Genomic DNA, 25,908 nt, shown 5'->3' with positions numbered 1-25,908 from the left:
GATGAAAGAGATTATTGAAAAATTAGCAAAATTTGAAAATTTATCAGGTGTGGAAATGACGGACGTCATTGAGCGTATCGTAACTGGGCGTGTAACGGAAGCGCAGATTGCTTCTCTCCTTTTGGCTCTTAAGATGAAGGGGGAAACACCTGAAGAACGCACAGCCATTGCCCAAGTCATGAGAGGGCATGCCCAACATATTCCAACTGAGATTCATGATGCCATGGACAACTGTGGTACAGGTGGGGACAAGTCTTTTAGTTTTAATATTTCCACAACTGCAGCCTTTGTCTTGGCTGGTGGTGGTGTTCATATGGCAAAACACGGTAACCGCTCGATTTCTTCTAAATCTGGTTCTGCAGATGTCCTCGAAGCCTTGGGTATTAACCTAGACCTCAAACCAGCTGAACTAGGTAAGGTTTTTGATAAAACTGGAATCGTCTTTCTCTTTGCTAAAAATATGCACCCAGCTATGAAATACATCATGCCAGCTCGTTTGGAATTGGGAATTCCAACGATTATGAACTTGACTGGTCCACTGATTCATCCAATGGCTTTGGAAACACAGCTTCTTGGAATTAGTCGTCCAGAACTACTAGAAAGTACAGCTCAGGTTTTGAAAAATATGGGGCGCAAACGTGCCATCGTAGTTGCGGGACCAGAAGGGTTGGATGAAGCTGGTTTGAATGGAACAACCAAGATTGCACTTCTTGAAAATGGCGAAATCACCTTATCAAGCTTTACTCCAGAAAATTTAGGGATGGAGCGCTACGCTATCGAAGATATCCGTGGAGGCAATGCTCAGGAAAATGCAGAAATTTTGCTTAGCGTTCTTAAAAATGAACCAAGTCCATTCTTGGAAACGACAGTCTTAAATGCTGGTCTTGGTTTCTATGCTAATGGTAAGGTTGATAGCATCAAGGAAGGAGTTGCCTTAGCTCGTCAAGTCATTGCTAGTGGCAAGGCCCTTGAAAAACTCAGATTGTTGCAGGAGTACCAAAAATGAGTCAGGAATTTTTAACACGTATCTTAGAGCAGAAGGCGCGTGAGGTAGAGCAGATGGAGCTGGAGGAAATCCAGCCCCTGCGCCAGACCTATCGCTTGGCAGAATTTTTGAAGAATCATCAGGACCGCTTGCAAGTAATCGCTGAAGTCAAGAAGGCTAGCCCAAGTCTGGGAGATATCAATCTCGATGTGGATATTGTGCAACAGGCCCAGACTTATGAAGCAAACGGAGCAGTGATGATTTCTGTTCTGACAGATGAGGTTTTCTTTAAAGGGCATTTGGATTATCTGCGGGAGATTTCCAGTCAGGTAGAGATTCCGACGCTCAACAAGGACTTTATCATCGATGAAAAGCAAATCATCCGTGCTCGCAATGCTGGTGCGACAGTTATCTTACTCATTGTCGCTGCCTTGTCAGAAGAACGCCTCAAGGAACTCTATGACTACGCGACAGAGCTTGGTCTGGAAGTCTTGGTGGAAACTCACAATCTAGCTGAACTAGAAGTGGCTCACAGACTTGGTGCCCAGATTATCGGGGTCAATAACCGCAACTTGACCACCTTTGAAGTCGACTTACAGACCAGTGTAGACTTATCCCAGCACTTTAAGGAAGGACACTATTACATTTCTGAATCTGCTATTTTCACAGGGCAGGATGCGGAACGAGTAGCACCATACTTTAACGGAATTTTGGTAGGAACAGCTCTCATGCAGGCAGAAGATGTAGCCCAGAGAATCAAGGAGTTGCAGATTGACAAAGGTTAAGATTTGTGGACTATCGACCAAGGAAGCGGTGGGAACAGCCGTTTCAGCAGGAGCCGACTACATCGGTTTTGTCTTTGCACCTAGTAAAAGACAGGTGACCTTGGATCAGGCTGCTGAGCTGGCAAAGCTTATTCCTGCAGATGTCAAAAAGGTTGGTGTATTTGTTTCACCAAGTCGGGCAGAACTGCTAGAAGTCATTGACAACGTTGGCTTGGACTTGGTTCAAGTTCACGGTCAGGTGGCAGATGATTTGTTTGAGAATTTGCCTTGTGCCAGTATTCAGGCGGTGCAGGTGGGTGGAGATGGTCATGTACCCAATTCTCAGGCAGACTATCTACTCTTTGATGCCCCTGTGGCAGGGAGTGGCCAGACCTTTGACTGGGCTCAACTGGATACGATTGGACTAACTCAGCCCTTCTTTATCGCAGGTGGGCTTAATGAAGACAATGTAGTAAAAGCAATTCAACACTTTACTCCCTATGCAGTCGATGTATCAAGCGGAGTGGAGACAGATGGACAAAAAGATCATGAAAAGATTAGAAGATTTATAGAGAGGGTAAAGAATGGCATATCAAGAACCAAATAAAGATGGATTTTACGGAAAATTCGGCGGACGTTTTGTCCCAGAAACATTGATGACAGCAGTTTTGGAGTTGGAGAAGGCCTACCGTGAAAGTCAGGCAGACCCAAGTTTCCAAGAGGAATTAAACCAACTCTTACGTCAGTACGTGGGGCGTGAAACTCCTCTTTACTACGCAAAAAACTTGACCCAGCATATTGGCGGAGCCAAGATTTATCTTAAACGTGAAGACCTTAACCATACAGGGGCCCACAAGATTAACAATGCCTTGGGACAAGTTCTTCTGGCTAAACGCATGGGTAAAAAGAAAATTATCGCTGAAACAGGTGCTGGTCAGCACGGTGTGGCAACTGCAACTGCTGCAGCCCTCTTTAACATGGAATGTACGATCTACATGGGTGAGGAAGATGTCAAACGCCAAGCCCTCAATGTCTTCCGTATGGAGCTTTTGGGAGCTAAGGTTGAGGCAGTGACAGACGGTTCGCGCGTGCTCAAGGATGCGGTTAATGCAGCCCTTCGTTCATGGGTGGCAAATATCGATGATACCCACTATATTCTTGGTTCTGCCTTGGGTCCTCATCCATTCCCAGAAATTGTTCGTGATTTCCAAAGTGTCATTGGTCGAGAGGCTAAACAACAGTATCGTGACTTGACAGGCCAAGATCTACCAGATGCTTTAGTAGCCTGTGTTGGTGGTGGGTCGAATGCCATCGGTCTCTTCCATCCCTTTGTAGAAGATGAGTCAGTAGCCATGTATGGGGCTGAAGCAGCTGGACTTGGTGTAGACACAGAGCACCACGCAGCTACCTTGACCAAGGGTCGTCCGGGTGTCCTTCACGGTTCCCTCATGGATGTGCTCCAAGATGCCCATGGTCAAATTCTTGAAGCCTTCTCTATCTCGGCAGGTTTGGACTATCCTGGTATCGGTCCAGAACATTCTCACTACCACGATATCAAACGTGCCAGCTATGTTCCTGTGACGGACGAAGAAGCCTTGGAAGGATTCCAACTCTTGTCTCGTGTGGAAGGAATTATCCCAGCCTTGGAATCTAGCCATGCTATCGCCTTTGCGGTGAAATTGGCCAAAGAACTTGGACCAGAAAAGTCTATGATTGTCTGCCTATCAGGTCGTGGGGACAAGGATGTGGTTCAAGTCAAAGACCGCTTGGAAGCAGATGCAGCAAAGAAGGGAGAAACTCATGCCTAAGACACTAACAGAAAAATTGAACGCTATTAAAGCAGCTGGAAAAGGAATTTTCGTTCCCTATATCATGGCTGGAGACCATGAGAAAGGTTTGGATGGACTCGGAGAAACAATACACTTTTTAGAAGATTTGGGTGTCTCTGCCATTGAAGTGGGCATTCCCTTTTCAGACCCTGTTGCAGATGGACCTGTTATCGAAGAAGCTGGCTTGCGCAGTTTAGCCCACGGGACTTCTACCCAGGCTTTGGTTGAAACCTTGAAAACCATTGAAACAGAGGTTCCGCTGGTCATCATGACCTACTTCAACCCCCTCTTTCAGTACGGTGTGGAGAATTTTGTTAAAGGTTTGGCAGATACAGCGGTTAAGGGCTTGATTATTCCAGACCTGCCTCATGAGCATGCCAACTTTGTAGAGCCTTTTTTGGCAGACACAGACATTGCTTTGATTCCTTTAGTAAGCTTGACCACAGGGATTGAGCGTCAGAAAGAGTTGATTGAAGGGGCAGAAGGATTCGTCTATGCAGTTGCCATCAATGGGGTGACAGGGAAATCTGGCAATTATCGTGCAGACTTGGACAAGCACTTGGCACAATTGCATCATGTGGCTGATATCCCAGTCTTGACAGGTTTTGGCGTATCTAGTCAAGCCGATGTAGAACGCTTCAATGCGGTGTCAGATGGTGTTATCGTTGGTTCGAAAATTGTAAAAGCTCTCCACCAAGGAGAGCCATTTCAGGACTTTATCAAACAAGCAGTAGCTTACCAAAAATAATTACACAAGCCGCGAGTAAGAGGAAGGGCACGAAAGGAAGTCTTTCCTTTTTCTTTTGCAGGAGAAAGGCTAGGATCCCTGTTGCAGAAGCAAACTGAATCAAGATAAGTAACTCCGTTGCGCTAAAGACGATAGCACAAGAAGCTAAAAAGAGAAAATCCCCTGCGCCCATGCGGATATCGATAAAATGAGCCACAATTCCAAGGACAAGGAAGAGGACCATGACTAGATTCCAGCCAGAGAAAGCCATGAGGATTAGGTGAAAAGTCAGCCAGACTAGTAAGGGATATTCCTGATGACGGAAGTCGTAGATGCCCAGAGTCAAACCAGCAGTGATTAGGATGACTTGCCCCAAGGAAAGAAATCCCCAAGAGCAAACCAGAAAAAGGAGACCTAAACCTAGTTCAAGAAGGGCATACCAGACTGGATAAGGAGCCTTGCAGTAGCGACAGCGAAAGCGATTGAAGACCTGCGAGAGAATCGGAATCAAATCTAAGGGATGCAAGCGAGTCTGACAGGCATCGCAGTGGCTAGCTGGTAGGATAATGGATTGCTCAGGAAAACGGTCAATAACCAAACCAAGAAAGGAAGCGAGAATGCTCCCGACAAGAAAAAAATAAAAATCAATCATACTTATCTATTCGTAAAAAATGGAAGAAGTAGTATAATGGAGAACATATAGATAAGATAGTGAGGTCAAGATGACGATTCGTTTTGAAGAAAAGGTGAGTACAGAAAGTGCTCAGCTCGTATGCCAATGGTCCAACTCCCTGGGGAAAGATTTTCAGGAACAATGGATGGGACCAAAGATTCCTTTTCCACTGACCCTTCAAGTCTTGCAAGAGTTGGAAGGAATCTTTTCAATCTTTGAAGGACAAGAGTTTGTGGGGGTTATCCAGAAAATCAGGCAAGAAGACAGCAATCTTCATATTGGACGCTTTTTTATCAATCCCCAGAAACAGGGACAAGGCTTAGGTAGGCAGGCTTTAAGGAAATTTGTTAGTTTGGTCTTTGAAAATGGAGACATAGGTAGTATTTCTCTAAATGTCTTAGAGGCAAATCAAGCAGCCCAGCACCTTTATCAAAAAGAAGGATTTGAAATCGTTCAAATAGTTGAAGTACCTGTACGAAAATACATTATGAAAAAGGGGAGATAGAAAGTAAAAATCCTTGAAATCAATCTTGACTGCGATGATGAACCTGAATCAGCCCCTCAAAAGAGACTGTATATGAATGAACGTTACCAGTGTTTAAAAACTAAAGAATATCAGGCACTTTTATCTTCCAATGGTAGACAAATTTTCGCTAAACGTAAGATTGATATGAAATCTGTCTTTGGGCAGATAAAGGTTTGCTTGGTTATAAGAGATGTTATCTGAGAGGTAAGCGCCAAGTGAGAATTGACATGGGATTCGTACTCATGGTCAACAACCTGCTGAAATATAATAAGAGAAAGAGGCGAAATTAAAAAGCTAGAGTTCCGCAATTGGAAATCTCTAGCTTTTTGTTTTCTGAGAATCATCTTGACTCAGACTCTTTTGACTAATGTTACTAAAAGATAAAGTAACTTTTAGCCTTATTTATTGTCGCCACTCAACATGTTTTTAACACCTTCGATAGCACCTTCTACAGCGTCTTTGGCATCTTCAGCAACTTCTTTTACTTTAGAAACAACTTTTTCAGCTGTTCCTTCTTTTTCCATTTTTTCATCACCGATGGCTTTACCAACACCTTCTTTAATAGAACCTTTAGCTTGATTTAATTTTTCTTCTACTGACATGATAATTTCTCCTGTTATATTTATTTTATCTTAGTTTACACGAGTTCTTTCGTGAGATACTACACCATTTGCTGCACCTTTAACAGCTTCTACGCCTTCGCTAACTTTTTCTTGAACAGTTGAGAAACCAGATCCAAGACCAGATTTAGCTTTTTCGAATTGTTCTGAAGCGAATTCTCCTGTTGATTCAGCAACGTCAGATACGCGATCTTGAAGGCTTACTGAGTCTGCTTCATGTTGTTCTTTAGTTTTGATGTCGACAACGTTTACGTTGATTTCAACAACTTCCAAGTCAGTCATTTTAGCAACTTCTGAAGATACGATTTCTCTGATTTCTGAATATAAAGCTGGAACATTTTTTTGGTACTCAGCAATAATGTTTAAGTCAACTGCAACTTGTGTTTTACCAACTTCTACGTTAACACCACTTGTTACGTCATCGCTGTTAACGATTTTTTCTTTAAGATTTGAGAAGAAACCACCGTCGATTCCCAAAAGACCTGAAACGTTTTCTAGTGACAGACCAATGATTTTTTGGATAACTTTATCTTCGTAAGTAAGTTCCCCTTTGATTTCGTGAGCTACAGCAGTAGCATCTTTCTTTTCTACGTTAGTGTTAATGTTTTTTTCGTTTGACATATGAAACTCCTTTAATTAAATTAGTAATTTTTATTTATCTATATAGTTTTTTTCGATATATAATCCAGCTGCAACTCCCAGTGCTCCTAAAATCAATACAAATATTGTTTTGAAGAAGCCAAAGGAGATAATCAAACAAGCGAGAAATACGCCTATGAGACCTGCGATTATTGGATATCGATATTGTTTAAGCCATTCCATTTTTTACTTCCTTACTTCACACGACTAACAGTCTTTTTGTTTTGAGGTTTTGGTTTAGGCTGGTAGTCTTTTACTAGAACTTCTAGTTTAACCTGACGTTCAATACCAAAAAACTGCTTCAATCCATTAGTTATTTCATTTTGAATTAGTTGGCATCTGTCAGCGATGTTGTCCGAAGGAAGAATTTTACCTTCTACATGAACGAAACATTTATTTTTTCGTAAATTTACATGAACAGTTGGGTTCTTGATCAATCCATGATCACTTACCAAACTTCTAACAAAACCTTCGATTGCAGAATTCTTTAATTTTAATGTATCGTTTTTAGTTTCAAGTTGAATTTCCAAATAACGTTTAGGATAAAACAACACAACTAACATCGATAACAAAACTAAAGTTGATAGAGCCACTATCCCCCAGAATATATATCTAGAGAGATAGAATTCAACGAAATGATTCTGTCTCCAGCTAAATAGCTGAATGCCTAGATCACTAACTTGATGATAATCTATCAAAACAGGAAGGAAAATTGTCAAGATTAAAATACAGAAAATAATTAAAAATATTTTCTTTGTTTTTGACATATACAATCCTTTCGATTTAACATTAAACTATTTTTAACCGTCTAATCTATTTAAAAATAGTTTATTCTACAAGTAATTATTTTTTACCTGTAAAGAATGATATTACAGTAACAACAATTGCTGCTCCTGCAATAGATGGGATCAAAGCCATTCCAGCGATGGATGGGCCCAACTACCTAAAAGGGATTGTCCTACAGATGACCCGACTAAACCAGCGAATACATTTGCGACGATTCCCATAGAACTACCTTTTTTAGTGATTCTACCTGCTACAAGTCCAATAAGACCTCCAGCAATGATAGATCACAACATTGCTTACCCTCCTTTTTTATTTTAATATCAAAAAATCAAATTCTTTGATTGTTGCTATTATATAATTTTTAAAATTAAAAATATAATCTTTCGACTTGGATTTGATTCTGTATTCATGTCCTCAATAGACGGTAAAATAAGAAAATTATTTATATATTGCCTCCGTAGTGTTATTATACGAAATAAAGGATCTTAGTAAAAGTCGTTATAGCATGCTATACCTATTCTTTGTGGTATAATTGCAAGAGGTGAAATCCGATAATTTATAAAGAGAGAAAGACATTCATGAGAGATTTATTATCTAAAAAAAGTCATAGGCAATTAGAATTATTAGAATTATTATTTGAACATAAACGTTGGTTTCATCGTTCTGAACTAGCAGAGTTATTAAATTGTACAGAACGTGCAGTCAAAGATGATCTATCCCATGTTAAATCTGCTTTTCCTGACTTGATTTTTCATTCTTCTACTAATGGTATACGCATTATTAATACCGATGATAGTGATATTGAAATGGTTTACCATCATTTCTTTAAGCATTCAACTCATTTTTCGATTTTAGAATTTATCTTCTTTAATGAAGGGTGTCAAGCTGAGAGTATTTGTAAAGAATTTTATATCAGTTCTTCCTCTCTTTACCGTATCATCAGTCATATTAATAAAATTATTAAGAAACAATATCGTTTTGAAATCAGCCTTAATCCAGTTCGAATCACAGGAAATGAGATTGATATCCGTTACTTTTTTGCTCAGTATTTTTCAGAAAAATATTATTTCCTTGAATGGCCTTTTGAAGATTTTTCAGTAGAACCTTTGTGTAAGCTGTTAGCACTGGTCTATAAAGAAACAGCATTTCCTGTCAATTTCGCAACTCAAAGAATGCTAAAGTTGCTCCTCGTTACGAATTTATATCGAATAAAGTTTAGTCATTTCTTGGAAGTTGAGAAAAATTCTTTTAACAATGAATTGTTAGAATCTTTCATGCAGGCAGAAGGAATCGAAGACATTGTAGCGAGCTTTGATTCTGAGTATCACATCTCTCTGAATAAAGAAGTGATGGGTCAACTGTTTGTATCCTATTTTCAAAAAATGTTTTTCATAGATGAAGAAGTATTTCTGAGCTATGCCAAAACAGATAGTTATGTAAAAAAATCATATCGATTATTGGGAGAGTTAGTTGATCAGGTATCAAGAGAGTATAATCTTCAAATAGACAATAAGGACAATCTTATCTGGCATCTACATAATACGGCACATCTGCATCGTCAGGAATTATCTACAGAGTTTATCCTGTTTGATCAAAAAGGCAATACAATCAAGAACTTTCAAAATATTTTTCCTCGATTTGTTTCAGAGGTGAAGGAAGGAATTGAACATTATCTAGAGGGTTTGGATATGGATTGCAATTCGATGAAAGTCAATCATTTATCCTATACTTTTATCACCCATAGCAAACACTTAGTTCTAAATCTTTTACAAAATCAACCTAAATTAAAGGTTTTAGTCATGAGCAATTTTGATCAGTATCATGCAAAATCCGTTGCAGAGACACTTTCTTATTATTGTAGCAACAATTTTGAACTTGAAGTTTGGACTGAATTAGAATTATCAAAGGAATCTTTAGAAGAATCGCCTTATGATATCATCATTTCTAATTTTATTATTCCTCCGATTGAAAATAAGAGACTCATCTATTCAAATAATATAAACACGGTCTCACTCATATCTTTGTTAAATGCCATGATGTTTATTCGATTAGATTAGTAACCTAAAATAAAAAATGCTATTTCGCGTTTTGAACTGTACCTCAAAAGTTAGACAGAAAAAATCTAATTTTTGGGGTGTTTTTATTAAGAAAAGACCTTCAGTCATTTAAGTAAAATGTACATCTAGAGTCATAGTCCTCTAAAACTCTTGCTTTTTTTGTAGAAGATACGAAAAAAACCTTGATTCCAAGGCTTTTCCTGTTGTATGTAGATGCCCCCTACATGAATTTGTAAGAACTTTTCATATTGAAAATAAACAAAAATGTTGAAATATAGCTGATTTTAGGGAAATACTTTTAGGTATTTTCAATGTCAGGATTTAAAAATGGGGCAAAAACGAATAACTCACATTTGGTTTGAAAACCTATAATACCTAATGATTGGGCCATACTAGATATATAGTGTTGTTATAAATAAATGTCAGTGCGAGTTCAAATCGGAGGATAAAATGGAAAAACAAATTAATGAAAAAAAGCCTTGGTTCCCAAAGCTTTTTAATCTTATAAACTCATTAAAACAACTCCCAGTAAGGTGTGGAATGTTTTTAGTCTGTGTCATATAAAAATAAATAGAATGAATAGCTATAGCTAGAGCTAAAATGGTTGTTATACTCACTACTATTATAGGATTAGAAGCAAAGATTAAAGAGAGAATCAAGGCAGCCAGATAGAGTGTCGCTTGGACACAGTAGTAACTTTTCGAATAGCGAAGATAGNGTTTGTTATAGGGCCCATTTACTAGGACAGCAGCTTGAAAGAGGCCAAATCCGATATAAGAGAAGCTGGTTGCAAAGAGAAGATTAGCTTCAGGATTCAGAAGAAAACTCATCGAAACGGTCATCATCATAAGTCCAATGAAAATAGGATAGTGACTGTAAATTAGAAATAGTCCCTTTTGATTAGATTTTTCATCAATAGCATGGTCGAATTGACCAAAATAAAACAAGAACAGAGAAAGCATAATAATGAAATAAAGAACCGAATAAATCGAGAAATTCTCGATTGTAAAGAAGTTAGCTAGCTCCATAATCATCTCTCCAAACGTAATAATGACAAGAAGGGAGATGCGCTCGATTAAATGGGGGAGATTTACCTGGTAATGATCATCTTTACTAATCGAGGTAATTGGTGTAATAAATGTTAGCAGAATACTAGCATAAAGGATATAGACTCCAATGTAAATAGGAAGAAGAGCTGCTAGATAGATTTCTAAACTTCGTAGACCTGTTATCCATAGAAAACCTTTGATACTTTCCCGATTAACATCATCGGTTGATTTTCTAAAAAATTCAACCAAATATTGAAAAAATAAGGTAAGGGTTAATGTACCAATAGCCCAACAGAGATAATGAAAATATTGTTGCCAATCAGGTCCAATCATATTGGCTATAAAGAGTAAAATTCCCATTTTGATAAACATGATTACTATGTTAAATAAAGAGTTCTTTCCATAGCGATTGGTATAATCGGTTTGAATCATCCAGGAATCGATGAGAAGCAAGANAGACATGAAAAAATCAAGCAAAGAATTCCAAGTCAAAATACCGTTATGAAGATGGTGAATTAAAGCAGTTACTTTTGAAATCGCAAAAACAAAAACTAGATCATAAAAAAGTTCTGAATAATTTACACGTTTATGTTTAACAAGAGTTGTCATCTTAAGACCTTTCTATTTTAGAAGTACAATTTATTATAACATAAAATGGTAATGAGAGAAAAGAAGATGCTTAAATAACTTCATGTGGCGCGAATGAACTGCGCCACAAAAGTTAGGTTTTTTCTGTCTAACTTTTGGGGTGCAGTTCAGAAGGGGTGTTTTTTCTATCGTTTTTTAGTGCTAAGACTACACAAAAAAGCCTTGATTCCAAGGCTTTTTCCTGTTGTATTTAGATGCCCCCTACAGGGATTTGGAAAGGACTTTCATATTGAGAGCAATTAAAAATATTGAAATATAAGTGATTTTAGGTATTTTCAATGTCATGATTTAAAAATGGGACAAAAGTGGGGCAAAAACCATACAGATTCTAAACTGTATGGTTCTTTTTTTATCTAACCAAGAAAGGTTAAAACTTATTAAAACAAATGCAATCAACTGTTGAAAACTTTTTAGTCCGTGTAATATAAAAACAAGTAAAAAGTTGAACTATAGGGAATATTGTGTCATAATAGGTAATAGATGAATAATTAATAGATTGGAAATAATGCTTTCTTACCTTAACAAGTTGAATTGGTTATACATTTTTTCGTCGCAATTGTGTCTATCTCTCGAGTTTAGCTAGTTTTTATAAGCTCTGGTTTCTAATCAATATAACAAATTTTAGAAGTGCATAAGACAAGATGGTGACATTATTACAGTCATTTCTAGTCACCATATGTTGCTGGCACAGGCTGTTTGTAGTGTTGGCTATTTACTAGTCAGTTTAATCGGAGTGTTTAATTTTTATTGTTGAAAGGTTTTTATATGGCGAAAATTCTATCTTTAGGTCTGACAGGTAAGAAATTACTTGCTCAGGGGTTCTTGTTTGTTCTGCTAGGTCTCATCTTGATGGTCACGGGGACTTGGTTGCCAGTAAAGGTTATTCGACTGGTTCTGTTTTTAGCTTGGATAGCAACGGTCTTAGATTTAGTATTACGTATTTTCAAAAAAAGTCAGTCAACGGACACCTTGGGAGTTGCACTGGTTAAATTGTTAGTGCTGGGATATTTGCTTGGCTCCAATCTTGCGACGGATGTGCCGATTTATATTTTGGCTCTTGTGATTGGAGTTTATCAGATTTTTCATGCTAGTATTAACCTTGTCACCTATGTTCTCTACCGCAAAAACAAAATTCGACCTCGTTTTCGTCTCTTACTAGATGGACTCGTACTAGTTTTTCTTGGTGGGACTAGTCTTTTGTCCTCTACAGGAAATTCTGTCTTTCAACTCTTTGTATTAGGGGCTTATTTTTTCCTTTATGGTGTGTCCAATATCCGTGATGGTTTCTTGTTTGAGGGGGAAATTGGGAAAAACCATCTCAAACGTCGTATTAGAATTAGCTTACCTATTGTCCTAGCCGCTCTCATCCCTGCAAGAACTTTAGCAAAAGTTAACAAATTTATGCTGGAAAATGCTGATGAGGAAGAAGATATCCATCTTGGAATAGTGAAGTCTGGTAAGACAGCAGAGCTAGAAATTTTTGTTCATACAGCTGAGACCTCCCTGTTTTCAGCTATTGGTCATGTGGATATCTGCTATCAAGGCCGTGTTATTTCTTATGGCAACTATGATCCGTCATCTGAGACCTTATTTGGTATGGTAGGAGATGGTGTCTTATATTTCTGTGATCGTGACAAGTACATTGACCTATGTAAACGTGAGAGTCAAAAAACGCTTTTTGGTTATGGGATAGATTTGACGCCTGAAATGGAAAAAGCAGTTCAGAAAAAGTTGGCTGAATTGAAACAACTGACGATTCCATGGGAGCCAAGTGCAGATAAAATCATGACAGGTGATGGTAAGGAAGACTACACCTACGCTTATAAAATCAGACATGAGACAGATGGGGAACTTTATAAATTTATCAAATCTAAGTTTAAATCCTACTTTGTCTTATCTACAAACTGTGTGCTCTTGGCTGATACCATAGTCGGTCAGGCTGGCACCGATATCCTCTCACCCAAAGGATTTATCGCTCCAGGAACTTACCAAGCCTACCTTAATCGAGAGTTTGAAAAACCAAATAGTATAGTCGTATCTAAACATGTTTATTAAGGAGAATTTATGAACTTAGTTAAAAAATATACTCCGTTAATCCTTTTTATAGGGCTGGTTGCTCTTGTAATTCTGAATGCATCGAGCTTTATATCAGGAGCAATCTCTCTCTTTGATGTAATATCAACCTTGATTTATGGTGCTGTTATTGCTTTTGTGCTTAATGTTCCTATGAAAAAAATTGAACAGTACTTAGTTAAATTGAAGGTAAAGGCAGAGTTGCGTCGTCCGATTGCCATGGTACTTGTTTTCCTAGCTCTTATCTTAATCGTGATTGCTCTTTTGGTTTTGGTGCTGCCAACCCTAGCCCAGACTATTAGTCAGCTGGGAACAGTCCTTTCAACAGTCCTGACTCAACTTGGGAAATTGCTAGGCAGCTCGGAATTTGTAACCAAAGACATGTTGTCAACTATCGTATCAGGCATACAGGGACAATCTAGTTCTATTAGCCAAGCTTTGATAGGTTTTTTATCAGGTCTGACTAGTAATATCGGCAATATTTTTTCAAGTTTGATGAATGCCTTTTTGATTATAGTCTTCACCTTTTCATTTTTATCCAGTAAGGAACATTTGGCAGCGATGACGAGTCGACTTCTAAAAGTTTTTCTTCCAGAGAAGGTGGTGATAAAGTTGACTTACATTGGACAAGTAGCACTAGAGACTTATGACCAATTTTTGATGAGTCAGCTGATTGAAGCAGTTATCATAGGAGTTATGATAGCGGTTGGTTACAGCGTGTTTGGGATACCCTATGGAGTAATGACAGGTATCTTTGCAGGAGTGCTATCGTTCATTCCTTATGTAGGGCCTATGATTGCTTGTGTTGTGGGAGCGATTTTTATCTTCACAGTGAGTCCTACTCAAGCCTTACTTTCTCTTCTTCTATATCAAGTTATACAGCTGATTGAAGGAAACCTTATTTATCCTAGAGTTATAGGTCAGTCTATTGGTTTGCCAGCTATTTTCACGCTTGCGGCTGCTAGTATTGGAGGCAATCTCTTTGGCTTACTTGGGATGATATTCTTTACACCGATATTTGCTGTTATCTATCGACTGGTTAAAGAATTTGTCGTTGCAAAGGAAAATCAGGTAGATTAAGAAAAACTAAATTTAATAAGATATACTGAGAAGAGAGTGAGAGATTCTCTTCTCTTTTATTTTTAAATACTTTTCTACAAAAAGCTATTAGACGTTAAAAAAAGCCTTGGTTTCAAGGCTTATTTCTGTTGATTTAGATGTGCCCCCTGCAGGGCTCGAACCTGCGCCCCATAGCTTAAGAGTCTACTGCTCTACCAACTGAGCTAAGGAGGCAACAGAAAAAGCTGAGAATGTAACTTCCCAGCTATTTTAATATGCCCAAAATGGCAGCTAGATTATTTACGAAAGGCATCAAGGATATAGGTGAAACCAACAATTAAAAATGCAAAGGCAACGACATAAACGACAAAGACACTTGTAGCTACTGGATTGAACAAAATCACTAGACCTAGTAAAAATGCAAGCAACGCTATCCACATGATATGGTTGCCAATAATAGGGAAAATCAATCCCAGACGATTGCCTTTAAAGAAAGCTATAATGGCTTCTACAATTAACCAAATTCCTAAAATAGTTGGAATGACAACTGGCAGCGTCACAAAGCCATAGGCAACGAGGTAAAGAGCTAAGAGAAGATTAACAATCCCTTGGAAAAGATGAGCTGGTGAGCGAAGCACTTTTGGTACAGAGAAATAGCCTAAAATAGCTGCTATAGAAGCAACCAGTAAACCAAATGCAATCCACCAGCTGTAAGCAACAAGATTAGCTACTGGGTCTGTAAATAGAAAGAGTGCTAAAAGGACAAAAATAACTCCTGCAAGGAATAGCGATAAACGATTAGAAAATTTCATTTCAATATCCCCTATATAGTATAGTTTGATAATAAAAATATTATACACCTTTTTAGAGGAAATGTCAATAAACAAAATGGAAAATTTGGAAGTTTCAGTCTGATTTATGAAAAGAAAATCAGTTTTTATTATTTTGAAAATAAAAAGAGAAGATAAAATTTGTCTTCTCTACATGAAAATATTGTATGGAATCAAAGCAAAAGTAACTGGCTTTACACTATTTGTAAAGATGTAATTTGATTCAAAAAGAAAAGATAGATTTAAAATGTGGGACAAATGATGGGGTAAATCAGTTATAGACAAGCAAAAAAAGCCTTGATTTACAAGGCTTTTCCTGTTGTATGTAGATGCCCCCTACAGGGATCGAACCTGTGACCCACGGATTAAGAGTCCGCTGCTCTGCCAGCTGAGCTAAGGAGGCAAAGAAAAAAGCTGTATTGGTGCCGAAACTTCACGGTTTGTATTGAACCCGCGCAATTAAGCAGGTGGGCAACTCGCTCTAACTGAAGCTGTTTCCGTGTGAGACGGCCTACATGCTGTTAGAAGACTTTTGTTTCCCTAATAATACAAAAAATAGTCGGTCAACACTTAAGTGTGAAGTCGTACACCACAGCGTTTCTATGTTTATATAATACCACTTTTTCAAAAAAAATCAAGAGGAAAGTGCAATTTTTTGAAAAGGATTTCAGATTTTTCGCAAACGGTCGATAGCTTCCTTTCTTTGAGCCAAAGCCCGTTCATATTTACCAGTATCTTCTGCTTGGAAATAGTGATGATTACGAATTTTTTCTGGTAGATAGTCTTGCTTGACCCAATTTCCAGGGTAGTTGTGTGGATAGAGATAGTCTTGGGCATTCCCCAGTTCCTTGCTTCCACTGTAGTGCCCATCACGCAGGTGTCGCGGAATAGGCAAGTGCCCTGATGTTTTGAGGTCAGCAAGTGCCTTATCCATAGCCACATAAGCTGAGTTGGATTTCGGAGAAAGGGCCAAATCAATCACGACATTGGCAATGAGAATACGGGCTTCTGGGAACCCAATCTTCTGGGCAGCATCAAGAGCAGTCACGGTGTGAATCTGGGCTTCAGGATTGGCCAAACCGATATCTTCATAAGCGATAACAGTCAAGCGACGAGCGAGACTTGGCAAATCACCAGCCTCAATCAAGCGGGCAGCATAGTGGAGACTGGCATCCACATCTGAGCCACGGATAGACTTTTGCAGGGCTGAGAGAACATCATAGTGGCCATCTCCATCCTTATCCATAGTGATGTAGCTCTGCTGCAGGCTATTTTCCATGATGTCGAGGGTGATGTGGCGGATGCCCTTATCATTCTCAGGGGTAGAGAGAGCTGCCAAATCCAGTGAGTTGAAGGCAGAGCGCAGGTCTCCGTTTGTAGAGGTTGCGATGAAATCCAGCGCCTCCTCATCTAGTTCTACTGGAAAATCAAAACCACGCTCAGGGGTATTTAGAGCTATCTGAAGAGCCTCTTTGACGTCTTGGTTAGACAGAGGTTCCAACTCAAAAATTTGAACACGGCTACGAATGGCAGGAGTGACAGAAAAGAAAGGATTTTCAGTTGTAGCCCCAATCATGATGACTAGTCCACTTTCCAAAAGAGGCAAGAGGAAATCTTGCTTGGTTTTATCTAGTCTATGAATCTCGTCTAGTAATAGGACGAGACCACCAGAGAATTTCGCCTCTTCAGCTATTTCTTGGAGTCTTTTTTTACTATCTACTGTCGCATTGAAAGTTCGAAAGGCATACTTGGTCGTCCCTGCGATGGCAGATGCAATACTGGTCTTGCCGATTCCAGGAGGTCCATAAAGAATCATGGAGGACAGGCGGTTGGCTTCCACCATGCGGCGGATAATTTTTCCAGGCCCGACCAGATGTTCCTGACCAATGACCTGGTCGATGGTTTTAGGGCGCATGCGAAGCGCGAGATTGTCTGGCATAGCAGTCCTTTCTAACGTGGATTTTCTGATGTATATGTGGTAAGATGGTAGTATCTATTTTAGCATATTTCCGAGCAATCGGGGCGATTTAAGAGTCGCATAGAAAGAGGACAAAATGGCAACATATGGATTTTTAGATGTTTTAGAGGAAGAGTTGGAGAAAAATTTTCCCTTTGACTTTGAGATTAGTTGGGACAAGCGCAACCACGCGGTTGAAGTGAGTTTTCTATTGGAGGCACAAAATGCTACAGGTGTGGAGATGGTGGATGAAGATGGAGAGGTTTCATCAGAAGATATCCTCTTTGAAGAAGCAGTGCTTTTTTACAATCCTGCTAAATCAACAGTCAATGCAGAAGACTATTTGACTGTCATCCCTTACTTGCCTAAAAAAGGATTTTCTCGTGAATTTTTAGCTTATTTTGCGCTTTTCCTTAAAGATACTGCCGAGGTTGGACTAGATGCGCTCATGGATTTTTTGGAAGACCCAGAAGCAGAAGAATTTGTCATGGAATGGAACCAAGAAGTCTTTGAAGAAGGAAAAGTTGGCTTGGAAGAGGGAGAATTTTATCCTTATCCAAGATACTAGGGATTATTGGGAGAGTTTATGAAAAAAATTGTGACGTATTTGATTCAGACAGTGTCTGTTCTTGTGATGATGCTAGCTTTTGCTTGTGGAACAATCGCATTTGCAGAGTTGGGGTATTCCGCAGTTTTAGTCTTTACTTTTGGTTATGCATTCGCTCTTCTAAGCATGTATGTAATCTTTATTCTTCATGAGCTTGGTCATGCATTTTGTGGTTATCTGACAGGCTATTGTCTGGTGGCTTTTGGATTAGGGAACTTTCTTTTAACCAAAAAGTCAGGAAGGCTTCATCTTAGTCGAACAGCAGTTATAAAAAATGTTGGTGCTCAGTATATTGGTTTAAAAGAGAATGAAAGTGATCAAAGAATCATCTTGATGCTTTCAGGAGGCTTGATAGTTCACCTTTGCTTGATATTATTGGCAACACTTTTTGGTTTTTTGACAACAAACTGGTATTTTGCAGGCACTTGGATTTGTCTAAATTTATCTCTTCTTCTATTCAATGCTCTGCCAGTTGGGATTACCGATGGAGCAAAAATTTGGGAATTACTACAACACCCTGAAAATACGAAATACGCCTACCTGATGTTGAGGCATTCTGCCCAGACCTTGCTAGCTCCTCAAGAATATGACTTGAAAGACTTTATCATGTCTGTTGATGAGGATGTGAGAGGGAGTTTTGCAGAAAGTGTTCAGACTCTTCAGGGATTGGTATTCATATTGGATGATAATATAGAGCTTGCAAAGCAACAGTTGCAGTCTGTGCTAGAGAAAACAGACAATCCAATGTCTAAAACTAGCTCTCAATTATACCTTCTTCAAGTTGCTCTGATGGAAGGAGATAATAAGAAAGCGGAAGAATATGCAAGTATTCGAGGGGTCAAATCCTTTTTATCTATAAAAACAGCAGATATGCAGGTCATTCAAGCTTGGTATCAATTTAAGGTAAAGAAAGATGTAGTTCAAACTCACAAGGCTATGAAGATTGCTAGACAGAAAATGAATAGTAGCCGAATGTTACGGGATGAGAAAATCTATTATCAAAACTGGTTAGCCGAGCTGGAAAAGGAATTAACCGAAGGAGTCTAATATGGAACTAGAAATTTCTGATTTCACAGGTTGCAAGATTGCTTTGTTTTGTGGGGATAAGCTCTTGACTATCTTACGCGATGATAAGGCAAGCATTCCCTGGCCCAATATGTGGGAACTGCCCGGTGGTGGACGCGAAGGTAATGAAAGTCCTTTTGAGTGCGCGGCGCGTGAAGTTTATGAAGAACTGGGAATTCATCTGACTGAGGATTGTCTGCTTTGGAGCAAGGTTTACCCAAGTATGCTCTATGAAGGTCGGCACTCTGTCTTTATGGTTGGTCAGCTAAGTCAAGAACAGTTTGACAATATCACCTTTGGTGATGAAGGACAGGGCTATCAGCTCATGAATGTTGAGGAATTTCTTAGTTCTAGTCAAGTTGTCCCTCAGTTGCAAGAGAGATTAAAAGATTATTTAAAAGTAAGTGATTAGAAAGGACGGTTCAGTTAAATTTCTAAACTGGACCCGCCCTAAACACTGTGCCAAAAAGATAAGACAAAGGTTGTTGTCATAGACACAAAAAAGATAGCTACTCATTTTATATATGCAAAAGACTATATGGGTGTAAAACAAAAATTAAAAAATAAGCATGTACACTTATCAAAGGTGATGGAAAGTCGTTTAAGTAAAATTTTTTCATCAAAAGAAATTAAATTTTTATGTATCAGTCAACTAAAAGACTTAATTGGGCAATCATATGTAAATTCAGTAAATTTTGCCAAATTTCAAGTTCAAGTTAGCCAGTAAGAAGTCTTCTCTGGGTGACTTGTAGTTCAAGCATTTTTTAGGATAGTTGTTAATCCAATTTTCGATGAAGGCGACTTCTTTAGGAGTCGTTTTCTTAGTTCCTTTAGGTAACCATCTACGAATGAGTCTGTTGTGATTCTCATTAGTTCCCCTTTCCCAAGAGGCATAGGGGTGCGCATAATAGATGTGTTCCTTAGAAAACACATCAGACAAGCGGTTAAATTCTGTACCATTATCTGCCGTAATGGATAGAATCTTGTGTTGTTTTAAGATGAGTTTTAGAGCCTGATTGACCGCCTCAGCACTTTTATTTGGAATCAATCGGATGATCTGATGTCTACTCTTTCGATCCGTCAAGACAAGCAAGCAGTAGTTTTTCACTCTCGTAAGTAGAACCGTATCAATCTCATAATGTCCATTCTCCAAGCGAAGATTGATAGCTTCAGGACGCTGTTCGATGGATTGACCAGCAAGTTTAAAGTAGGTGCTAGCTTGTTTCTTAGTAGTTTTTCCTTTTCTAGGATAGAGCAGATCCTGTTTTGACAATCCTAATTTTCCATGATGGATCCAGTAGTAGATGGTAGAAATTCCCACGTTAACGCCCTTAGCCTTGACCATCATTTCAGGAGAAAACTTTTGGTTATGGTAGTGGAGAATCTTTTCCTTTAGTTCCCTGGTCAAGCTTGATTTCTTGACCGAGCGCTTGCGATTATTTTCATAAGACTGTTGAGCATAGTCGGCAGAATAAAGCTCTTTAAAGCGCCCTTTTCCAACACATTGTCGGACTGTCCCACGTTTGATTTCAGTATGGATAGTTTGAGGAGCTTTTCCAAGTAGAGAGGCAATTTCTCTATTTGATTTTCCTTCTTTTTTCCATCGGCTAAAAAAACATCTCGAAAGATGTGTTTTTTGTCCCAAATAAATTGATTTTGTCCCAGGAATGTGGTATGATTTTGTAAAAGGAGGATTGAATCATGAAAAAATCTGATGTTCTTGATTTAATAAAGTACCACTATGAGTGTAAGGAGATAGAATTTAGAAATCAATGTACAGCAATCGCTAGAAGTTTTGATAAACAAGGCGATGCACAATTGGCACAATATATTATGGGTTTAATGTCTCAAAGTGATAGATTATTACCACAAGTAGAAAACAGTAGTCAGTATTTGGTTCCATGTAAGCTAGATGTTGGTCCTCTCCCACTGCCTCTTTCAATCATGAATGATTTGAAAGGGATAATAAATGCGGTAAATCATCATATCGGAATAAATAAATTTTTATTTGTGGGATCGCCAGGTACTGGAAAAACTGAAAGTGTGAAGCAGGTTGCTAGACTTATTGGTAAAGAATTACTAGTCGTGGATTTTAGTTATTTAGTCGATAGTAAGTTGGGCCAAACAGTCAAAAATTTAGCAGTCCTTTTTAATGAAATCAATAACCTCCCTTTCAAACAAAATTATATTATACTATTTGATGAAATTGACTCTATAGTATTAGATAGGGTGAATCAAAATGATTTAAGAGAAATGGGACGAGTAACCTCTGCCTTTCTAAAAGAGATAGATAGACTATCACCTGAAATCATATTGATTGCAACTACAAATTTATTTGATAATCTAGATAAAGCAGTTACAAGGCGGTTTGATGCTATTATAGATTTTGATCGTTATTCGGATGATGATAAGGTAGAGGTTGCAATAGTTATTTTAAAAGATTTATTGAAACAATTTAAAAATGTAGCAAGAGATTTGAAATTATTTAAAAAAATTATATATAGTTCTAATACAATTCCAAATCCAGGTGATTTAAGAAATATGATACGGACATCATTGGCATTTAGTGATCCAAAAGATCCACACGATTATCAAAAACGTCTATTAAGAAGTTTTCATAATGGAAAAAATTTATCTATTTCTAAATTATCAAAATTAGGCTTTACAGTTCGAGAAATTGAGATTTTAACAGGTGTTTCTAAAAGCAGCGTATCACGGGAATTAAGCGAGGGTTAATATGAATACATTATTGACATTACGTGGAAAAAGTTTTACACAAAAATCAAGAAATAATGGTATGGGACCAATAACTATACCCAAAAAAGCAATAATTACATTGGAACATTTGAAGTATCTTCATTCTGCACTAGAGGAAACGAAAAAATATTGGGAAAAAAATAACATTATAGATGGTATTTTGATCAGTGTTTACTATAATCGAATTGTTGCTAAAAGTAATCGTATTAACGGGTATCTCAATGTAGGAGGAGGGTACCAAATTCCAAATGATACCATTGTAGGAGCAAAATTTAATGATGAAAAGACAAAGCATATTATTACTCATTATATCTCTGGCGATGTACTTAGTAAGACAATTATAACTCTTAGTAAGATTATCGAAGTTTTTGAAGAAAATTTCGATGGAAAGATGACATATGAGATGTTCTCTAACTCATCAATATTTGCCTCCATAAAGTTTGCGGAATACGGTATTTCAAAATCTAAATTTCAACAGTATTTGAGGGATTCTTGCTTTATTGAGAAATTTGGCGTTGAATATGCTAGAGATTCAGATGTTCAAAATTCTATTGTGACATTTTATGATGTTCGTACAGATATTCTCATGTTACTTAATAAACTTAATATTGATATTTCAGAGACAAATGTCATGAATAATACAACTGTATTACTTGATGGAAAAAATATTGAATTGTTATTATCAAAAGCTCCCTATCTTGTCTCCATGATTGTTGAAGATTTTTCTAAATTATCTCTGGATGATTTTTATTTAAATAATATTGATTTTAAAATAAATCTTCCATCTCCAGTTAATGAACCAGTTATCGGTGTCATTGATACCTTATTTGATAAGAGCGTATACTTTAATGAGTGGGTTGAGTACTACGATTTGATTTCAAATGACATTAGAAAAGATAGCCAGGACTATAAACATGGAACAGCTGTTACTTCTCTTCTAGTTGATGGGGCTAATTTGAATCCCAATTTAGACGATGGTTGCGGACATTTTAGGGTAAGACATTTTGGTGTATCACTACAAAGTGGCTTCAATTCATTTACTATTATAAAACAAATTAGAGAGATTGTTTCTCAGAATTCTGATATTAAGGTTTGGAATCTTTCTTTAGGGTCCAATGATGAAATTAGAGAAAATTTTATTTCTGCAGAGGGAGCATTATTAGACGAAATTCAATTTGAGAATGATGTAATTTTTATCATAGCTGGAACAAATGCTTCAGTAATAAATGGGAAACGTAAAAGAATAGGTGCTCCTGCTGATTCACTTAATTCTATAATAGTAAATTCTGTTGATTTTAATAATCAATCGGTGTCATATTCACGAGAGGGGATTGTTTTATCATTCTTTGTTAAACCAGATGTGTCATATTATGGAGGAGGAAATGGTGACTTTATAAATGTTTGTGAACCTCTAGGATTAGGTCGTGTAGCTGGAACAAGTTTTGCGGCACCTTTTATTGCAAGGAAAATAGCCTATCTCATTCATATTATGGGACTTAGCAGAGAAGAAGCAAAAGCTTTGCTAATTGATGCAGCAATACCCTGGAATGATAAGAAAACATTCACTGATTTATCTTTGATAGGAAATGGTATTGTTCCGATAAAAATGGATGATATTTTATCTACACCTGATGATGAAATTAAATTTATTGTTTCAGATATCTCTAAGGCTTATGATACCTATAATTATGATTTTCCAGTACCTATTTCTAGTGAGAGTTATCCATATGTAGCTAAGGCAACAATGTGCTATTTCCCTAACTGCTCAAGAAATCAAGGGGTTGATTATACAAATACTGAGATGCAGCTTACTTTTGGTAGGTTAAAGTCAGACGGTATCGAATCGATAAATAAAGATAACCAGCATGCCGAAGATACCCCAGGCTATGTGAGAGAAAACGCTGCAAGAAATATATTTAGGAAATGGGATAATGTCAAGCATATTGGAGAATCGTTTACTTCTCGAAAGAGAGCTAAAGCAATTTTAAATCCATCCAATCCTCAGTGGGGAATGAGCATTAAAACAATCGAACGTTTGAAACGCGGTGATGGGCAAGGAGTACGTTTTGGTGTAGTAGTTACATTAAAAGAATTAAATGGGGTTAATCGTATTGAAGATTTTATTCAGCAAGCTGAATTACGCGGTTGGCTAGTTAATAGATTGCAAGTAGAAGCTCAAGTAGACCTCTTTAATAGTTTAAATGAAGAAATTGAATTTGAATAGTGGATACTTTATCCTTATTTTAGATCTTAGGAATACAAGAGGGCAAAGATATGAATATTACATATATTGTTGGAAATGGTTTAGATTTGCAATATGGTTTAAAAACAAAATACAAGGATTTCTATGAATATCAAAATAAAATTTATACAAATAAAAAGAAGAATGAGGGATATTCAAATTTAATTTATGAGTCTCTATTCTCTGATAAAGTAAATAATTATGAAAATTGGTCAGACTTTGAATTTTCAATAGGTCAATTAACAATAAATAATGTCATAACCTTTTATAGTGAAGACGAAAGAAATAAGTTTATTAATGATTTTTCAGATGTTATTGATGATTTAAGAAATTATTTAAAGCAAGAACAGAATAAAATCGATTATAAAAAGTATAAAATTGATTTTGAAACGACTTTAAATAATTTAAGAAATGAACTTCCTGCAGTTAACCAATCTGTTATTGATAAAAAATATAACGATAATTCACAGCAACATGATACTGTAAATATATTGACTCTTAACTATACAAATGTTATTGATAAACTATACGAGTTATCAAAAGTAAAATTTCTTAATAAATTAAGAAATAATAATTTTTTCTTTTATATTAATGCTCCAATTCATGTACATGGGACTCTAGATATTTGTACTGTTTTAGGAGTTAGTGATGAAACACAAATTGCAAAAAACTTTACTGAAGAAGAGAAAGAAGCTCTTATAAAAACTTTGAGTTTAAAAAGTTTTAGAGAAAATATGCACATTAAAAATAGTGACATTATAAAAAACTCAGATATTATAATTCTTTATGGAGTTTCCTTAGGAAAAACAGATAAATATCTGTGGCAACAAATTGCTGAACGTTCAGTAGATAGTACTGTTCCTATTATAATTTATAACTATGTCCCTGATTTTGATGCAGGCAACCCACTAAGAGTACGCAGTATGTACAAGAAGGTAGAAGATAAATTTATAGATAGTATTGATATTGAGTTACAACTAAAGAAGAAAATAAGAGAGAATGTTATTGTTATTATTGGTAAAACTATTTTTGAACTAATAGAGGAGTAATTTTAAAATATAAAATGGAAACATGGCAAGAGTTAAAAGTTACAGTTAAGCGTGAGGGAGAGGAGTTGGTTTCTAATCTCTTGATCGAGCTGGGAGCGCAAGGCGTTGCGATTGAAGACAGCATGGACTATGTGGGAAATGTGGATCGCTTCGGCGAGATTTTCCCAGAGGTCGAGCAACAAGAAGAAATCGTTGTGACCGCCTATTATCCTGATACGATTGATGTGGCAGTGGTTGAGGCGGACTTACAGGCTCGCTTAGCAGAATTGACAGATTTTATGGATTTGGGTGAAGTCAAGATGGGGACGACTGCCTTGGCTGAGGAAGACTGGGCAGACAACTGGAAGAAATACTATGAACCTGCTCGCATCACTCATGATTTGACCATCGTGCCGTCGTGGACAGACTATGAGGCGACTGCTGGGGAAAAGATTATCAAGCTAGATCCTGGGATGGCTTTTGGTACTGGGACCCATCCAACTACTAAGATGAGCCTCTTTGCCTTGGAACAGGTTCTTCGTGGTGGCGAGACAGTGCTAGATGTGGGGACTGGTTCAGGGGTTCTCTCCATTGCTAGCTCGCTACTTGGTGCTAAGGAAATTTTCGCCTATGACCTGGATGATGTGGCGGTTCGTGTGGCTCAGGAAAATATTGAACTCAACCCTGGTATGGAAAAAATCCATGTAGCAGCAGGAGATTTGCTTAAGGGAGTTGAGATTGAGGCAGATGTGATTGTAGCTAATATCTTGGCGGATATCCTCATTCATCTGACAGACGATGCCTATCGTTTGGTTAAGGACGAAGGCTACCTCATCATGAGTGGGATTATCAAGGACAAGTGGGATATGGTACTCCAGTCGGCTGAGTCAGCTGGATTTTTCCTTGAAACCCACATGATTCAAGGGGAATGGAATGCCTGTGTTTTCAAAAAAACTAAGGATATTTCAGGTGTGATTGGAGGCTAGC

24 protein-coding genes, 2 tRNA genes and 3 pseudogenes are annotated in these 25,908 nt (G+C 37.6%); 17 read left to right on the top strand and 12 right to left on the bottom strand.

Going from position 1 to position 25,908, the window contains the following annotated elements; genetic code table 11:
* The first annotated feature begins 1 nt into the window (after position 1).
* The 5 genes from trpD to trpA are packed head-to-tail and all read left to right on the top strand — an operon-like array spanning position 2 to position 4,326.
* Entirely contained in the window at positions 2-1,006 is a 1,005-nt protein-coding gene (gene trpD, locus D8836_RS05290) for an anthranilate phosphoribosyltransferase (RefSeq protein WP_000658708.1), read from the top strand.
* Positions 1,003-1,770, top strand: coding sequence for an indole-3-glycerol phosphate synthase TrpC (gene trpC / locus D8836_RS05285; RefSeq protein WP_125393365.1), 768 nt, complete (start codon positions 1,003-1,005; stop codon positions 1,768-1,770). Before trpD ends, trpC begins: the two co-directional genes overlap by 4 nt.
* Positions 1,757-2,356 (top strand): phosphoribosylanthranilate isomerase, encoded by a 600-nt coding sequence (locus D8836_RS05280; protein ID WP_125393364.1) that lies wholly within the window; start codon positions 1,757-1,759, stop codon positions 2,354-2,356. The genes trpC and D8836_RS05280 overlap by 14 nt, the downstream gene beginning before the upstream one ends.
* The gene (gene trpB, locus D8836_RS05275) at positions 2,334-3,557 is read left to right on the top strand and encodes a tryptophan synthase subunit beta (RefSeq protein ID WP_049522041.1); all 1,224 of its coding nucleotides are present in this window, start codon (positions 2,334-2,336) and stop codon (positions 3,555-3,557) included. The genes D8836_RS05280 and trpB overlap by 23 nt, the downstream gene beginning before the upstream one ends.
* On the top strand, positions 3,550-4,326 hold the full coding sequence (trpA, locus tag D8836_RS05270; protein WP_125393363.1) for a tryptophan synthase subunit alpha: 777 nt from the start codon (positions 3,550-3,552) through the stop codon (positions 4,324-4,326). The genes trpB and trpA overlap by 8 nt, the downstream gene beginning before the upstream one ends.
* Here the strand turns inward: trpA and D8836_RS05265 are convergent.
* Positions 4,298-4,957, bottom strand: coding sequence for a prepilin peptidase (locus D8836_RS05265; RefSeq protein ID WP_094753350.1), 660 nt, complete (start codon positions 4,955-4,957; stop codon positions 4,298-4,300). The genes trpA and D8836_RS05265 overlap by 29 nt on opposite strands.
* A 70-nt stretch (positions 4,958-5,027) precedes the next feature.
* Between D8836_RS05265 and D8836_RS05260 the strand changes: the two genes are divergently transcribed.
* Positions 5,028-5,483: a GNAT family N-acetyltransferase gene (locus D8836_RS05260; protein WP_125393362.1), complete on the top strand. Its 456-nt coding sequence runs from the start codon at positions 5,028-5,030 to the stop codon at positions 5,481-5,483.
* 33 nt (positions 5,484-5,516) lie between these two features.
* A pseudogene (locus D8836_RS11585) lies at positions 5,517-5,794 on the top strand (transposase); the annotation flags it as partial.
* A gap of 108 nt (positions 5,795-5,902) precedes the next feature.
* On the opposite strand, the gene D8836_RS05250 reads toward D8836_RS11585, so the two are convergent.
* The 5 genes and pseudogenes from D8836_RS05250 to D8836_RS05230 form a co-directional block, all read right to left on the bottom strand.
* Complete coding sequence (locus D8836_RS05250; protein WP_000109960.1) at positions 5,903-6,106, bottom strand: CsbD family protein; 204 nt, start codon at positions 6,104-6,106, stop codon at positions 5,903-5,905.
* A 30-nt stretch (positions 6,107-6,136) separates the two neighbouring features.
* A complete protein-coding gene (locus D8836_RS05245) occupies positions 6,137-6,745 on the bottom strand; it encodes an Asp23/Gls24 family envelope stress response protein (protein ID WP_049499294.1) in 609 nt (202 codons plus the stop codon).
* A gap of 30 nt (positions 6,746-6,775) precedes the next feature.
* Positions 6,776-6,946 carry a DUF2273 domain-containing protein gene (locus D8836_RS05240; protein WP_000455064.1) on the bottom strand — a complete coding sequence of 57 codons (171 nt, stop codon included), beginning with the start codon at positions 6,944-6,946 and terminating at the stop codon, positions 6,776-6,778.
* Between the two features lie 11 nt (positions 6,947-6,957).
* Entirely contained in the window at positions 6,958-7,530 is a 573-nt protein-coding gene (gene amaP, locus D8836_RS05235) for an alkaline shock response membrane anchor protein AmaP (RefSeq protein ID WP_023946078.1), read from the bottom strand.
* A gap of 76 nt (positions 7,531-7,606) precedes the next feature.
* Positions 7,607-7,770, bottom strand: a pseudogene (locus D8836_RS05230) (GlsB/YeaQ/YmgE family stress response membrane protein).
* A 357-nt stretch (positions 7,771-8,127) separates the two neighbouring features.
* Between D8836_RS05230 and D8836_RS05225 the strand changes: the two are divergent.
* Positions 8,128-9,606: an AcpB/EbpR/MafR family transcriptional regulator gene (locus D8836_RS05225; protein WP_125393361.1), complete on the top strand. Its 1,479-nt coding sequence runs from the start codon at positions 8,128-8,130 to the stop codon at positions 9,604-9,606.
* 545 nt (positions 9,607-10,151) lie between these two features.
* Here the strand turns inward: D8836_RS05225 and D8836_RS05220 are convergent.
* Positions 10,152-11,264, bottom strand: a pseudogene (locus tag D8836_RS05220) (low temperature requirement protein A); the annotation flags it as partial.
* An 804-nt stretch (positions 11,265-12,068) separates the two neighbouring features.
* Between D8836_RS05220 and D8836_RS05210 the strand changes: the two are divergent.
* Positions 12,069-13,358, top strand: a complete 1,290-nt coding sequence (locus D8836_RS05210; RefSeq protein WP_049516365.1) for a membrane protein — start codon at positions 12,069-12,071, stop codon at positions 13,356-13,358.
* Between the two features lie 9 nt (positions 13,359-13,367).
* The gene (locus tag D8836_RS05205) at positions 13,368-14,456 is read left to right on the top strand and encodes an AI-2E family transporter (protein ID WP_185761601.1); all 1,089 of its coding nucleotides are present in this window, start codon (positions 13,368-13,370) and stop codon (positions 14,454-14,456) included.
* 140 nt (positions 14,457-14,596) lie between these two features.
* On the opposite strand, the gene D8836_RS05200 is transcribed toward D8836_RS05205, so the two are convergent.
* The 4 genes from D8836_RS05200 to D8836_RS05185 all read right to left on the bottom strand — a co-directional run bounded on the left by D8836_RS05200 (position 14,597) and on the right by D8836_RS05185 (position 17,204).
* A tRNA-Lys gene (locus tag D8836_RS05200) sits at positions 14,597-14,669 on the bottom strand.
* A gap of 62 nt (positions 14,670-14,731) precedes the next feature.
* Positions 14,732-15,247: a DUF308 domain-containing protein gene (locus tag D8836_RS05195; protein ID WP_000672743.1), complete on the bottom strand. Its 516-nt coding sequence runs from the start codon at positions 15,245-15,247 to the stop codon at positions 14,732-14,734.
* Positions 15,248-15,595: 348 nt separating this feature from the next.
* Positions 15,596-15,668: transfer RNA gene (locus D8836_RS05190), tRNA-Lys, on the bottom strand.
* Positions 15,669-15,932: 264 nt separating this feature from the next.
* Positions 15,933-17,204 (bottom strand): replication-associated recombination protein A, encoded by a 1,272-nt coding sequence (locus D8836_RS05185; RefSeq protein WP_125393360.1) that lies wholly within the window; start codon positions 17,202-17,204, stop codon positions 15,933-15,935.
* Positions 17,205-17,319: 115 nt separating this feature from the next.
* Here D8836_RS05185 and D8836_RS05180 point away from each other — a divergent pair, with 115 nt between their 5' ends.
* The 3 genes from D8836_RS05180 to D8836_RS05170 are packed head-to-tail and all read left to right on the top strand — an operon-like array spanning position 17,320 to position 19,306.
* The gene (locus D8836_RS05180; RefSeq protein WP_125393359.1) at positions 17,320-17,790 is read left to right on the top strand and encodes a DUF3013 family protein; all 471 of its coding nucleotides are present in this window, start codon (positions 17,320-17,322) and stop codon (positions 17,788-17,790) included.
* 18 nt (positions 17,791-17,808) lie between these two features.
* Positions 17,809-18,876, top strand: coding sequence for a M50 family metallopeptidase (locus D8836_RS05175; RefSeq protein WP_125393358.1), 1,068 nt, complete (start codon positions 17,809-17,811; stop codon positions 18,874-18,876).
* A 1-nt stretch (position 18,877) separates the two neighbouring features.
* The gene (locus tag D8836_RS05170; RefSeq protein ID WP_125393357.1) at positions 18,878-19,306 is read left to right on the top strand and encodes an NUDIX hydrolase; all 429 of its coding nucleotides are present in this window, start codon (positions 18,878-18,880) and stop codon (positions 19,304-19,306) included.
* A 273-nt stretch (positions 19,307-19,579) separates the two neighbouring features.
* Here D8836_RS05170 and D8836_RS05165 read toward each other — a convergent pair whose 3' ends face one another.
* Positions 19,580-20,539, bottom strand: a complete 960-nt coding sequence (locus D8836_RS05165) for an IS30 family transposase (protein ID WP_125393356.1) — start codon at positions 20,537-20,539, stop codon at positions 19,580-19,582.
* A gap of 56 nt (positions 20,540-20,595) precedes the next feature.
* On the opposite strand from D8836_RS05165, the gene D8836_RS05160 reads away from it, so the two are divergent.
* The 4 genes from D8836_RS05160 (at position 20,596) to prmA (ending at position 25,907) form a co-directional block, all read left to right on the top strand.
* A complete protein-coding gene (locus tag D8836_RS05160) occupies positions 20,596-21,630 on the top strand; it encodes an ATP-binding protein (RefSeq protein ID WP_125393355.1) in 1,035 nt (344 codons plus the stop codon).
* 61 nt (positions 21,631-21,691) lie between these two features.
* A complete protein-coding gene (locus D8836_RS05155) occupies positions 21,692-23,875 on the top strand; it encodes a S8 family peptidase (RefSeq protein WP_125393388.1) in 2,184 nt (727 codons plus the stop codon).
* Between the two features lie 50 nt (positions 23,876-23,925).
* Positions 23,926-24,942 (top strand): AbiH family protein, encoded by a 1,017-nt coding sequence (locus D8836_RS05150; RefSeq protein ID WP_125393354.1) that lies wholly within the window; start codon positions 23,926-23,928, stop codon positions 24,940-24,942.
* 14 nt (positions 24,943-24,956) lie between these two features.
* Complete coding sequence (prmA, locus tag D8836_RS05145; protein ID WP_125393353.1) at positions 24,957-25,907, top strand: 50S ribosomal protein L11 methyltransferase; 951 nt, start codon at positions 24,957-24,959, stop codon at positions 25,905-25,907.
* Position 25,908: the final 1 nt, after the last annotated feature.

Origin of the sequence: Streptococcus mitis, assembly GCF_003942995.1 — a bacterium.
GTDB lineage: Bacteria > Bacillota > Bacilli > Lactobacillales > Streptococcaceae > Streptococcus > Streptococcus mitis_CV.
The sequence above is the reverse complement of the archived record's forward strand: the minus strand, read 5'-3'. Positions and strand labels throughout refer to the sequence as shown.